The 11,772-nt window shown below is 56.8% G+C and carries 6 protein-coding genes and 1 other RNA gene; 2 read left to right on the top strand and 5 right to left on the bottom strand.

Features of this window, described 5'->3' with window-relative positions:
• Nucleotides 1–482: 482 nt before the first annotated feature.
• The gene (locus KORLAC_RS06980; protein WP_139167658.1) at nt 483–1,889 is read left to right on the top strand and encodes an MBL fold metallo-hydrolase; all 1,407 of its coding nucleotides are present in this window, start codon (nt 483–485) and stop codon (nt 1,887–1,889) included.
• 47 nt (nt 1,890–1,936) lie between these two features.
• Here the strand turns inward: KORLAC_RS06980 and KORLAC_RS06975 are convergent, their stop codons facing one another.
• The 4 genes from KORLAC_RS06975 to rnpB form a co-directional block, all read right to left on the bottom strand.
• Nucleotides 1,937–4,399 (bottom strand): zinc-dependent metalloprotease, encoded by a 2,463-nt coding sequence (locus KORLAC_RS06975; protein ID WP_068304830.1) that lies wholly within the window; start codon nt 4,397–4,399, stop codon nt 1,937–1,939.
• 163 nt (nt 4,400–4,562) lie between these two features.
• Entirely contained in the window at nt 4,563–6,335 is a 1,773-nt protein-coding gene (locus KORLAC_RS06970; protein WP_068304828.1) for a DUF885 domain-containing protein, read from the bottom strand.
• Between the two features lie 231 nt (nt 6,336–6,566).
• Nucleotides 6,567–10,025, bottom strand: coding sequence for a class I SAM-dependent DNA methyltransferase (locus KORLAC_RS06965; RefSeq protein ID WP_068304826.1), 3,459 nt, complete (start codon nt 10,023–10,025; stop codon nt 6,567–6,569).
• 96 nt (nt 10,026–10,121) lie between these two features.
• An RNA gene (gene rnpB, locus KORLAC_RS06960) (RNase P RNA component class A) lies at nt 10,122–10,493 on the bottom strand.
• 118 nt (nt 10,494–10,611) lie between these two features.
• Between rnpB and KORLAC_RS06955 the strand changes: the two genes are divergently transcribed.
• Nucleotides 10,612–10,824 (top strand): hypothetical protein, encoded by a 213-nt coding sequence (locus tag KORLAC_RS06955; protein WP_068304824.1) that lies wholly within the window; start codon nt 10,612–10,614, stop codon nt 10,822–10,824.
• An 87-nt stretch (nt 10,825–10,911) separates the two neighbouring features.
• Here the strand turns inward: KORLAC_RS06955 and KORLAC_RS19060 are convergent, their stop codons facing one another.
• The gene (locus tag KORLAC_RS19060; RefSeq protein WP_068304821.1) at nt 10,912–11,574 is read right to left on the bottom strand and encodes a TetR/AcrR family transcriptional regulator; all 663 of its coding nucleotides are present in this window, start codon (nt 11,572–11,574) and stop codon (nt 10,912–10,914) included.
• Between the last annotated feature and the right edge of the window lie 198 nt (nt 11,575–11,772).

Genomic DNA, 11,772 nt, shown 5'->3' with positions numbered 1-11,772 from the left:
TCAAAACAATTCGTTAATGACGTTTGTTTATCTTTTGTTCCGGATGCAAAACAATTTGGGAAATTGGCACGCCGTAGCTGCAGACTGGCCAAGTGTCCACTCAGCCAGCACACAGACCCACCCGAGTACGGCGGAAAACTGGTTTTTTTCAGAAGGCCCTCGCCTGGCCCATACCGGCCCATGAAGAACCGGCTTGGCCACACCCTGGCGAGAGGTCGCGTTCAAGGCCGCCAGAAAGGCGCCAGAAGATAATGGGGGCTGACGCCACACATTAGCGGTTGGCCGGTCATGTGGCGCGCCACCATTGATCGCCCTTGCCTGTCGGTTCACCTCAAAGAAATTGCGGCGAAGGCCCTGCTGCATAGGGTGCGCGAGCATCAAGACCGCGCCGGAAGGCGTCAGTCAACATCATCGATCAAGGGACAGTTATGCTAGCCAAAAACTTATGGGCGGTAACCGCTACGTGGATTGCTTTATCCAGCATGCCGGCTTTTGCTGGAGACAGAGAAGAGGCACTGATTGAGAAAGCAATCGCGGCCTATGGCGGCGAGGCACTCCTGAACCTGCAAACCCTGCGAGTTAATGACACCTACAAGAGTTTCCGCCGGGGCCAAAGCAGGAGCCCATCAGAGACCGATCAGGTCACCTATGTAACAAGCACCACTATCGACTATGGGAAGCGCCGCAAAAGTGCGCAATCGATTGGTGGTGTTTATGTACAAGGCCTCTATGTCCAGCACTCATTCTATGATGGCGCCACAGGCTATCAACTGCATCATTCCGCCAAGACAGCCGCAGAAAGACCACGCCTGGGATTTTCTCGCGCTGACCGAGGCCTTTCCTGGCGGCTGGACATTGCGCTGGTAAAACTTCTGTCGGAAGCCCGCGCAGATTCCAGTTACAAAGGCACAGGCGTTCACCGCGGAAAGCCCCAACAGCTCATCAGCTTTCATCCGGAAGGGTATCCGGAGTTCACACTTCATATTGATGAGGATACCGGTCTTGTCAGCAAGATGACCCGACCTGATGCCGAAAACGGTGGCCAATATGTCTATGTTTTCAGCGACTATCAAAAACAGGATGGCTTTACCTTTGCGGCAGACACCTATGTGATGCGACGCGGCAAGCCCGACAGCCTGACAGCAACCCGCACCCTTGATTTCAATATAGATATTGATGCAGCCTACGCGGTGCCTGCAACATATGGCACCCCTCCAAAGACGCTGGATTTTGCAGAAATGTCCGTCCAAAAACTGGCCGACAATGTCTATCATGTGGGCCAGGGCGGCGCCTTCTCGATCTTCATTGACGCCGGGGACTATCTGATCGCATCCGGGGGATATCACGGCCTGAAAGATCGCCTTGATGCGGTGCAGGCGTCCCTTGGGACCACCAAACCACTCCGATATCAGATCGTAACCCACCATCATGACGACCATATCGGGGGCCTCCGGGAGGTGGCTGACCTTGGCGTCACCTTCATTGTCGCGGAGGACCATGTGGAAGCGGTTCGTGCAGCCGCACACACTGAGTTGCCCGACGAACGCTTCCTGATTGCGGGCGAAAATAACCGGTATGCAAACGGGTTGGTGCAGGTCGTCGATATCGCAAGCTGGCACGCTGACCATAATCTGGTCACCTATATTCCAGGTGCAAAGATCGTTTTCAGCGCTGATCATTTCTTCACATTCAAAGAAACCGGCGCGCCCGATCCCGCTGAAATGTATGCCCAGTTCAGAACTGCACTAGAAGGCTATGGCTTGGACACCCAACATTTTGCCGCAGCCCATAGCGGGCGGATACTCAGCCGAGAAGACCTCATCCACGCCTCGACCGGGCCATTCAAAGAACTTGCCTGCCCAGAAGGTTGGGATTTTTGCCAGAATTAGAATACACACAAAAAAGGGGAGCCAACCGGCTCCCCCCTTTCTACCCTTTATTCCTGAACCCCGCAGTGCCAGCAGGTCTCCGCCCCACCGATCGGGCTACCAGGCGGAATGGCCGGTGCTTCGGGCTGCCCCACGGCTGGCGTGCGCGCCCGTGCCAGGGCGTCATCGATCCGTGCCACGAGACCATCGCTGAAGGCCGCATCAGTACGGCGCGCCCGTTCCACCTGCTTGCGGAGCGTCATCAGCGCCGCACGGCTGGCCTGCCGCACACTTACCGCCACATCAGGGCCGAGGGTCAGGGCAATCAGCCGTTCAGCATATTGGCCAATGACCAACTGCCTGAGCGCTTCATAACGCGCACTCTTACGCGGCTTGCCCAGAATATCCATCGTCAGGTCCGCCATCACTTGCTCAAGTGCCGGATACTCGGCTGTCAGCCCCTGCTGATGGAGGCGCGCGAGCCGTGGCGGTGCCAGAAGCGCATCAAAGCTGAGGTTCGCAGCAACAGACGCCGCACCCATCAGGTCAAACATCGGACGGGTAGATGGCGCGAAAGTTTCGCGGTCGAACTGTGGGTCCCCTTTGCCGTAGCCTAGTGGTGACAGCGCCAGCAGTACCGGCTCCGCAACATCAAGCGCCTCTGGCATTATGGTGCCAAGAAGGGCATCAATCGCCTGTTGCTGACGCTCCCATGCCACGCGAACCGGCCGGGCGCGGCCATCCCCTTTCGCACGGTAGGCGAACTCTGCCCCACCAATCTGCTTGGCCGCTGCCTGCAATTGGTACCGATGATAGAGGTAGAGCGGCACAAATTTGGTCTGGAGCGCCGACGCATCCTCACTGGCGCGCAGATTGCCGTCACCGAAGCGGTCCAGCGCGATCCGGCGTACCGCCATGGTGTTCGCAAGGCTTTCAAGCGCGTCTTCGCCTGTGTCCCACAAGGCACCCCGAATGTTGCCTGTGGCAACGGAGCGCGAATCCGCGTCCGACACATAGATCAGGCCTGCCTCGTCAGCCGCCGCCACTAATTCGGCCTGCGCCGCACGGTCATCCTGTGCGCCATAGTCGCCGTAGAGGAAATTCACTGTCCATTTGTCCCAAGCGCCAACACCAACACCGTAGGCGTTTGAGAAATCAAGCGTGCCATCGGCATTCGCCTGCACATCTGGGGCAGGATAGTCCATCACACTGGCGCGGCCACCATAGGTACTGGCCGCCATATTATGGTCAAAGCCAAGGGCGTGGCCGACCTCATGCGCCGCCAGCTGGCGAATACGCGCAAGGGCAATCTGAACCGGATCATCCGCGTCCCCCGTGCCGGTTTTCGCTGCACCCGCAAGCGCTTCGAAAATCTTGATATCCTGCCGCACACGCAGGGAGCCCAGCAGCACAACACCGCGCAGAATTTCGCCTGTCCGCGGATCGGAAAGTGCAGCGCCGTATGACCAGCCACGCGTGGCCCGGTGCACCCAGTTCACCACATTGTAGCGCGCGTCCAGCGGGTGAACGCCTTCCGGCAAAATCTCCACCCGGTACCCGCCCGGGAAACCGGCAGCCGCGAACGCGTCCGCCCACCAGCTAGCGCCTTCCTCGAGCGCACTGCGGATCGGCTCTGGCGCGCCGTTATCGATATAAAAGACAATCGGGTTGATCACCTTACCGCTGGCGTCCTTTTCCAGCCGGAAGCGCCGCGCCAGTATCGTCACCACATCCTCGTCCAGGCCTGCGGACATATCAATATAATCAAGGCCCAGCACGCCGGCCCGGGCATCATAACGGCGCGTTTTGAAACCATCATCCGGCAGCGCACGCAGCGTGGTGTGCGCGATCAGGGTTACCGCCTCAGGCACAGGCGTGGTGGCCCGCACTTCAGGTCCGGGCTTGGAGCCCACGAAGGTGACATAGGCGTCAAATTCGCCGTTGATGGGGAACATGAAGGCCGCGCCAGTGTCGATGTAGGACCTGTCTTTATTGATCGAGAAACTGCCCTGCCCTGTGCTGTCGAGCGTTGCGGCCACACCCGTTGCGTCGCGCATCAGCAGGCCGCCAATATCCACCAGCACCTTGCCAGTTTCAGCGTCTGTAGCGATGATATCGCCCGACCAGATGATAGACTTGGCAAAACTTGTTTCCACCGCGCGCTTCTCAGCTGCGCTGTCTGCAGTCGCGCGAAAACGACTGTTCTCGATGATGGCCATCACCTTGGCACCCGCCCGACGGAACTGGATGATGTCATTGCCGTTCGGTACGCTGCGGTCCAGCCCCAAGGGATTCGACCCCAGCCCGCCCGTAAGATAGGTGGCGTAAATATACCGCCCCATCATGCCGTCATCATCTGGCGCATCCAGCGCCAACAGCGCCTGGGCTTTGGCATGATCCACATACAAGTCCACGAGGCCAGGCTTATGCTCAAGCCCTTTGACTTCTTCGGCAAAGTCGGCTGCAGCCGACGGCAGCGAACAAGTCACCATCCAAACAAGTCCAACCATCAGCTTCAAATATCGGCGCATATACATCCCCCTGCGGATTGGTATTTTTATCAGCAAGTGACTGTAGCGCCCGAAACCGAAATTGGAAGGCCAATCCGCCAGATTGTATACAATTGTGTCAAACCAAAGCAAAAAGGGGCAGCCAGAGGCCACCCCTTCCTGAATTCCTGATAGCTTCGCCCTCTTAAAGCTGAGACGGCACGAACCGCTCCATCACCGCCTGGCGCATCAGTGCTGGCGGCAACAGGCCCTGCGCCAGAATGAAATCGTGGAATGCCTTGGCATCGAACTTGTCAGCCAGCGCGAGTTCGACTTCCGTCCGCAGCGCCTGCAGCTTCGAATAGCCATAGAAATAGGCCGGCGCCTGCCCCGGGATGCGGTAGGTATAGCGCTCGATCTCGTTCTGCGCCCAGCTTTCAGACAACATCACATCTTCTGTGAGGATCCGCTTGGCCTCAACGGCATCGATCAGCCCAAGGTTCAGCATGGGGTCAAGGAAAGCCCGTGCCGCCCTTAGCAGGCGGTGCTGCAGGGACACGAGCTGAGCATCCAGCGGCATATAGGGTTTCGAGATGGCCTCGGCATACAGCGCCCAGCCTTCAACGTTGGTGCTGTTGAACGCGTATAACTGGCGCGCAAGCGAGACGCCATTATCCACCATCGAGGCGAACTGAAGTTCGTGGCCCGGGCGCGCCTCGTGGGCCGAAAGGGTCCAGGCGTTGGCACGGAAGGTTTCATCTGTCTTGATCCACTCGCCATTCTCGTCCTTCTTCAGCTGCGGCAGGCGGAAGGTTGGATATTCCTTTTCACCTGCACCCACAAAGCGTGGCGGCTGCAGGTTCGGCGCAGGCTGCTGCGCCGTTTCCGCCGCCGTCATGATGCGCACCTGCGTGTCGCGCTCAGGGATGGTCACCAGACCTTCCCGGATGGCAATTTCTTCCAGCTTCTGGATGGTGTCCTCATAGTAGGCCTTCAACTGGTCGCCCGGAATGGTGTCTTCCTTAAGCTGGTTGATCACGTCGCGGTAATCATGGCTGTCATAACCCTTCTCTGCCGCAACCAGAACCGCCAGGGCCTTCATTTCGTTCTTAATGTTGGCGTAGCCGAGGGTGGCCAGCTCGATCAGCTCCTCCGGACTTGCGTCCACACCCCATGTGGCCTTCAGCGCGTCTTCATAAAGCGGACGCGGCAGCCGCGCCGTTTGGCGGGCGCGCGGTTTGATCTCTGTTTCAATGAAGGTGCGGTAGTCAGCCAACTGGCCTTTAAGCGTCGCAGCAGCGTCCTGCCAGCCATCAAGGCCCGCGCCTTCAAACAGGCTGTCGATGCCTGCGACAAAGGTCGGCATGCGCTCAAGGTCCTGCTCAACTTCCTTGATGTAAGGGCCCTTCAGTGCCTCATTGCCCATACGCTCACGCGTGCGGGCCATAGCCAGTTCAACAATCGGCGTATACCCCTCCTCAAGCCCAGCGTAGCGCTTCAACCGTGTTACAGCCTGTGCGTGGCGCGAGGCATCACTGCCTGGCCCCAGAAGGGCCTGAAAGCCACCAAAGATCATCTGCGGCACATTATAATACGGCAGCTGCGCGCTATTTTGCAGCTCAAGCGTCCGTGCACCGTCCTCCAGCGCCTTCACCATGATGGCCATATCCTGGAGAAGCGCAGGATCGGTCTCGTTCGCCATCTGGGCTTTCAGGGTTGCGATGATTTCCACCGAGTCCGCACGGTAGCGGTCCACCACATTTTCCTTGAGGTCAAAGACGTTGGCTTCCACACCCGTCACGCCCACCTGGGCGGCAAACTCGGGCTGATATTTGCCCATAAGGTTCAGCAGTTGCTGAGAGTATTCGTTGCTTTTCTCGACCCACGTTTCGGCAAACGCGCCGGTTGAGAGGGAGAGAGACAGAGCCAGCATGCTGGCCCCTGTGAGAGCCCTTCGGGCAACAGACTTGAATTTCATTTTGGTATCCTCGCGTTATTGGTGTTGGCTATTATTCTTAGTCCACGCCCGACAGAACATCTTACATAGAAAGTTCATGCGCGTGGCCCCGCAGCAACGAAAGTGCAAGCCAGCGACAAATCACAATCCTTTGCGACAAACCGTGCACAGGGCGCGATAAATTATCGTAAAACAGTAATTTTATGCAACACTATAACAAAGGAAAAATGGGGGCGGCAAACACAGTCCCAGCTATCTGTTTGCTGCAAAATGGCCGTCTGGTGTGATGCGGGCGTGACCAACAGCAACAAGGGTTTCCAGAAGTTCCGCAACCTTGTCCACCCGGCCCTTCGCGCCCTTGAAGGCGGCGTAAACAGTGGCCACATCCTTGGGTGTACCACCGTCTTCCAGCACTTCGCGCACGGCCTGGGCCTGTTCCGGCAAGCTTGAAGGCCACGGCCGCTTGCCAACCGCCGCCACCGTTTCCGCCACGCCAACATCCAGCTTGCCCTGAGTTGCCGCTCGCGTGCCTTCCGGGTTCTGGAAGTCTGGTCGCAGCCAGCGCACAACGCCGTTCGCTTCTTCGCGCGCGCGTTCCTTATTCAGCGCCACAAGGCGTTCGAGGATTTCATCGTCCGTCAGGGTGTGTGGCCAGCCGTAAGCGTCCGCCACCGCCGCATCAAGCTTGTCATGCAAATCCTTCAGGATAGATACCAGCCCACGGTCATGGATGGATTTTTCCTTGTCATTCAGCGCCTCTCCGGCCCGCAGTTTTTCAAGTACATTATACATTTCCGTCAGCGTAAGCTTCGGATGCTCCTCCTGCCGCGCCTTCCGGTGCGTGTCCAGTTCGTCGGCCAAGTCGCGGATTACTTTCTTATGCGCATCGTCCGTTTCCGGGAATGGGAAGGGGTCAAAGCATTTGGATTTGTTGTATCGGGGGTCATTCCCCACCCCCAGGCGTCCACCGGCAGCCAAGGCCCAAACGACATGAATTTGGCTTGAAAGTATGCCCAGATGATACCCATCATCCAGAGCCATGCACACCAGCATATTGTCAGGCGCAACTGAAGCATCAAGGAACTTGAACACCCTGTGCTTGGCGGTTTCCACCGTCGCTATATAGCGCGGCAGGCCCTCTTTCGCGGCCCGCAACTCTTGCCTATTGCGACCAAACAGCCACCAGTTTTCGCGAATTGCCTTATCTCGATTTGCATCCCGCTCCGGTTTTACATGTTCATAAAGATGCTGGTAGATTTCTGGGTGCTCGCGACGCAATTCCTCATCAGTAAAACCAAAAGCGTCAATAATCTTTTTATTTCGAGATGCACCTGTCATGTCTTTACCGTTTATAAAGTCAAATATCAGGCATTGAGAATGGCTAGGAAATCGCTTTTTATCTGCTGCGGAAAGTAAAAAGCCTGCACCATGCAGCTTGTAACCTGCGGTCGACACAAGACTGTTGGCACGCAAACCCACAACCGCTGAAACATTAGCGCCTTGCTTCAAATTAGCCCAGATTTTGCCCACCTTAGGAGCAACTGGGGTTTCGACACCTTCCCCTTCGGCTCCCGGCTCTTTTATCATATGTATGAGACGCCCCTCACGATTACCTGCACAAGCCACAGTAAAAGCCACACGCACGGCAGCCGCAAATTTCCCATCCACCCAAGGGTGATTGGGAATTGCGTATATCAGGGACAAAGGTTTCTTGGCTGCAAGGAATTCTTCCACTGTCCGACGGGAAAATGTTTGGGTGATACTGTTGGTGGTAATGAACCCAAGACGACGAGCTGTTCCCTTTTGAACCGACAATCCAGCTTTATGCCACCAATACATTACATAGTCGGCCGATTTGTTGACCTTGTAGGATTTCCAAAGTGCGGTCGCGTAACCATCCCCAAATTCCGCCCGCATATCCTTGCCCGCAATATAGGGTGGGTTGCCGATGATAAATTCGGCCTCAGGCCAAACCGCCGCGCGGGGTTTGACATAGGTATAGACAGGCATTTGGGCCGTTTCGTCTGGTACCTCCTTGCCCGTTGACGGATGCGTTTTTGTGGTTTGCCTATCCCATACAGTGATGGGCACGCCGTGATCATCCCGCACCAGCTGCCTGTCGTCCCAATCCAGCACCGCGTCGCGGTTTTCGATATTGTGGAAGTCTTTCAGCACCGGTTCGGCGGGCGTGGCCGTACCGTGGGTGCGGTAGTGCCACTGCAGGTATCCAATCCATAGAACGGTTTCCGCGATGCGCGCGGCGCGGGGGTTCAGCTCGATCCCCAGGAACTGGTGTGGGTCTACCGTTTCGCCAGCCAGCTCAAGCCCGCGCTGGCCACCCAGACGTTCAAGCCGGTCAATCACTTCACCCTCAAGCTGCTTCATATGTTCAAGGGCCACATACAGGAAATTGCCGCTGCCGCATGCGGGGTCCAGCACGCGCGTGGTGCAAAGCTTGTGGTGAAAGCGCCTTACCTCGTCCCGCGCGGCATCGCGGTCGCCCCGCTCAAGGTGCGTCTCAATCGCTGTCTGCACATCCTGCCAGTCCTGCTTCAGGGGTTCCATCACCGTTGGGACAACAAGGCGCTCCACATAGGCCCGCGGCGTATAGTGCGCCCCCAGCTTGTGTCGCTCGCGCGGGTCGAGCGCGCGTTCAAGCAGGGTACCAAAAATCGCGGGTTCCACCGATTTCCAGTCCGCCCGCGCCGCAAGGATCAACAGCTCCAGCTGTGGTTCCTCAAGCGGCAGGGCCGTCCGTTCCTTGAACAAATACCCGTTGAAACGCTTAACAGTTTCTCGAAGCTCGGGGCTGAAACCACCCCGGTCCATGCTTCCCCATAACGCTTCCAGCATTCTGGGTAGCAGGCCTCGCGTGTCACCACGCATGCTTTCAAGAAGCTCAGTAAAGCTTCGTTCCGGCAACAGTTTGATGTCTTCTGCGAACATGGTGAACAGGCAGCGCATCAGGAAGCCTGCTACCGCATCCGCAGAATGCCCTTTTCCTTCCAGTGATTTCGCCAGTTTCGCCAGATGGTCTGCGATTTCCCGAGTGACCTTGGCCGACTTGCGCGATGGATCCAGTTGGCGTGGGTCCAGCCAGATCTGCCGCAAAATTTCGCGCTTTTCTTCCTTGCGAAGGTCGTCGATTGTGATGCGGTAGGACCGGCTGTCGGGGTAGCGAGAATAGTTTTTCCCTGCCTGGGCAAAATCTGAATACAGATGAATTTCATGGCCAACGTCAACAACCATCAGGAAGGGAGGCCAGCCATCCTCAGCGGGCAACGCCTTGGCATAACTTTCAGCCTGGGTACGGGCCTTCAGCATGGCCCGGTCCCACCCGTCCGTCCCGCGAACGGCGGTCCCAATTCGCTTCGAGCGAACGGTGCGGGAGCCTAACTGTTTTTGGCGCTCCAGCTCTTCCTTCTCACGCCGCAGCGTGCCCTGTTTGGACTCAAGGACGAAGCAATCCTTCTTGTAAAGGTCAATCCGTCCGCGCGATATTGTGTCATCTTCATGATGGAAGGTGATCGTGCGCTCAAACCTATAGGTACCCTCAGCATCCTCCGCCTGGGAAAAGGGTCGCGGCACAGCAAGAAGGTCGCACAGCTCCAGCAAGAACTGCTGGCTTTCAGCAAGCTCCCCACCCTCAGAACCTTTCCATTTCCCGATAAAGGCCTCAATGGCAGCGTCTGTAGGGTGCGTGTCGGTCATATGCGCTCTTTGGGTCAAAAATACGGATCAAAAATGGTGTTCAGAAAACAACTTATCCGACACGCCGTCAATCCAAAGCATTGCGAAAATGGAAATAGTGGCAGATGGCGTGTAAGCCGGGTTCTGTACCAGTAAACTGGTGATGACCATTCCTCTAGGCGACATGTTGCCATGCCGCTCAAGCAACCGACCCGGACGGTGGCGCAGAAACCCGCCTGCCACTTAAGGCAACCATCCCTATTGGTCTTGCTCCCGGTGGGGTTTACCCTGCCAGTCCTGTTACCAGGACCGCGGTGCGCTCTTACCGCACCCTTTCATCCTTACCTGCCCATTCGGGCATAGGCGGTTTGCTTTCTGTGGCACTTTCCCTGAGGTCGCCCTCGCCGGCCATTAACCGGCACCGTGTTTCTGTGGAGCCCGGACTTTCCTCCCCTACCCTGAGGTAGCGGCGGCCATCCAGCCATCTGCCGGGCGGCACTGAACCACTCGCACCCTCCGGGGTCAAGAAAATAAGCATGCACGCGGGCTTGAAGACGCCATAATTTTAGGGCAAAGTCCGCCTCAAATCATGATTGAGGATATAAACATGAAAAAACTGATCCCGGCTGTAGCCCTGTTTGCCTTGGCGGCCTGCTCCAGCGATGGCGATGAAATCGTGTTCGACACAGTGCTTGGCCCACGGACAGAAGCACAGGTAGAATCACTGCCTTCCACACTGAAAGGCGACAGCGACAATGCCCGCTACTCGAGCGAGAATCTGAAGGGCGCCGGCATGGAGTCAACGGACGGGACTGAATAGCCCGGCATCCTCCTGTCTCCAGGTCGGAAATGACAAAAGCCACTCGAACGAGTGGCTTTTTTATTGGGTCGACTGAAATTGCCGATGCTATTTCTTGCGGTAAAGCTGCAGGAAACAGTCCACCACATCGTCAACATGAGCCTTCAGCACGTCGTCGCTGACACTATCGAACAAGCCAATCGACATTTCAAAATGCAGCTTGCCCTTCAGCAGGGAGACCAGCCGCCCGGCAGCCTTTTCAAGATCATCGATATCCAGCTCGCCTCGGTCGACCCAGACCTTCAGGAAGGCTGAAAGCTTGACGATCATTTCTGCAGGACCCGCTTCCCAGAAGATTTTTGCAAGCGCAGGCCCACGCCCCGCGGCCGCCACCAGCACCCTGTGCATCGCCATGGCATCCTGGCTCATAAGCAAGCGGGCAAACTTGGTTGCCACAACCGTCAGATCACCCTCCAGCGTGTGGGTCTCAAGCCCCTGCAGGGCCTGGTCCGGGAAATATTTCTCAATGGTGATGTGGATCGAGTCCGCAAAAAGCTGCTCTTTCGACGAGAAATGGCTGTAAACAGTTTGCTTGGAAACACCGGCCCTTTTGGCCACTTCATCCATGCTGGTACCGTCAAAACCGTTTTCCAGAAACAGCTGACTTGCCGCATCAATGATCGCGCTGTTCTTCTCCACGTCACGCGGACGACCGCGTGCGGGCTTGTTCTCGTCTTCAGCGTCCTGGTGTGCAACTGCAGTATTCGACACGTTTTTCAGCCTTTATTTCTGTTCCGAATTCACGATCCAAGGGGGCCTTCCATAGCCTGTCCCTCACCAACATGCAAATTTCTGACAAGTCAGCTATGCATATTTTTTAGACTCACAAGTCTACAAATATCAAACACAATGCCTTATATGCAAGCCAACAAACGCAGCGGCAACAAGTTTACGTTACGGAACCATTGT

It is taken from the genome of Kordiimonas lacus (assembly GCF_001550055.1).
Lineage (GTDB): Bacteria > Pseudomonadota > Alphaproteobacteria > Sphingomonadales > Kordiimonadaceae > Kordiimonas > Kordiimonas lacus.
The sequence above is the reverse complement of the archived record's forward strand: the minus strand, read 5'-3'. Positions and strand labels throughout refer to the sequence as shown.

What these genes read in the sequence shown, in the direction of transcription:
- KORLAC_RS06980 (WP_139167658.1), top strand. Translation starts at nt 483, where the DNA reads ATGCCGGCTTTTGCTGGAGACAGAGAAGAGGCACTGATTGAGAAAGCA.
- KORLAC_RS06975 (WP_068304830.1), bottom strand. Translation starts at nt 4,399, where the DNA reads ATGCGCCGATATTTGAAGCTGATGGTTGGACTTGTTTGGATGGTGACT.
- KORLAC_RS06970 (WP_068304828.1), bottom strand. Translation starts at nt 6,335, where the DNA reads ATGAAATTCAAGTCTGTTGCCCGAAGGGCTCTCACAGGGGCCAGCATG.
- KORLAC_RS06965 (WP_068304826.1), bottom strand. Translation starts at nt 10,025, where the DNA reads ATGACCGACACGCACCCTACAGACGCTGCCATTGAGGCCTTTATCGGG.
- KORLAC_RS06955 (WP_068304824.1), top strand. Translation starts at nt 10,612, where the DNA reads ATGAAAAAACTGATCCCGGCTGTAGCCCTGTTTGCCTTGGCGGCCTGC.